This window comes from Pseudomonas sp. RIT-PI-AD (assembly GCF_025642785.1).
Classification (GTDB): domain Bacteria; phylum Pseudomonadota; class Gammaproteobacteria; order Pseudomonadales; family Pseudomonadaceae; genus Pseudomonas_T.
Window position 1 is genome coordinate 1 of sequence record NZ_JANZKU010000066.1, and the last position, 919, is coordinate 919.

The 919-nt window shown below is 65.6% G+C and carries 1 protein-coding gene; it reads left to right on the plus strand.

Features of this window, described 5'->3' with window-relative positions; genetic code table 11:
• Positions 1–158 precede the first annotated feature (158 nt).
• Positions 159–919 (plus strand): hypothetical protein (locus OGL92_RS22045; RefSeq protein ID WP_263148020.1); only part of this gene is annotated, 761 nt, incomplete at its 3' end.

The following is a 919-nucleotide window of genomic DNA, read 5'->3' on the forward strand; positions in this document are numbered from 1 at the left end:
CTGGGCTGGGGAGCCGATGTGTTCGAGCGGCCCATCGTCGGAGAGCTGAGCGGCGACAGCGCCGCGATTCATCCCATTGCGGCCGGCAGCAGCCGGCGGCAAATCATCATCACCATAGACTGCGCCTACACCGAAAACTACTGAACCAGGAGTGCCCCATGTCCGACGCCCTCACCCAACTGCACTACGGTCGCGTATCAGTGCGCCGCAAAGGCTCGACGAAACCCCCGTTCGAACTGGGCGCCATGCGCGCCGTCGGGTTCACGCCGGAGCAGAACGAAATCACAATCGCCGATCCGCGCAGCCGGACCAACAGCGAGCTCGACGGCGTAAGCCGGCCCAGCGGTGGCGCCCTGGAAGGCGAGCTGCTGGAGCTGCCGCCGGAGAGCCTGGTGGCGCTGCTGGCGGGCAACCGCGTGGAGATACCGCAGGGGGCGGTGGCCAATGAGCCGGCACGCGCCATGGTTCGCCGCACCACCATGACCAAGTACTTGCCGGTCGCCATTGCCGAACTGGCCAGCGCGGACGGCTCCACCGTCTACGAAGCCGGCCGCGACTACGTGAAATCGCCCGGCGGTTTTCGTGTGCTGGCGGGCGGAGACTTGGCGGCCGATATTCTGGCGTCCCCATTGGACGCGGAAGGGGAGCGCAGCCTGCCGGTCGTGGTGAGCTACAGCTACCCGAAAACGGACCTCATCCATGCGTTCACCCAGGGCCGGCAATACTATGAGGTGTTCATCGAGACGTTGAACGAGGCGGGCCAGTTGGAAGGGCGGCGGATCTTCATCCGTCGGGCGCGCATCGCGCTGTCGGGCGCCTTCCCGCTGATCAACCGGGACGATTTCGCAGCCATCGGAGTGAAGTTCGCGCTGAGCGAAGACCCGGATTTTTTCGGTGCCGATGAGTCCGCGCTGATGAC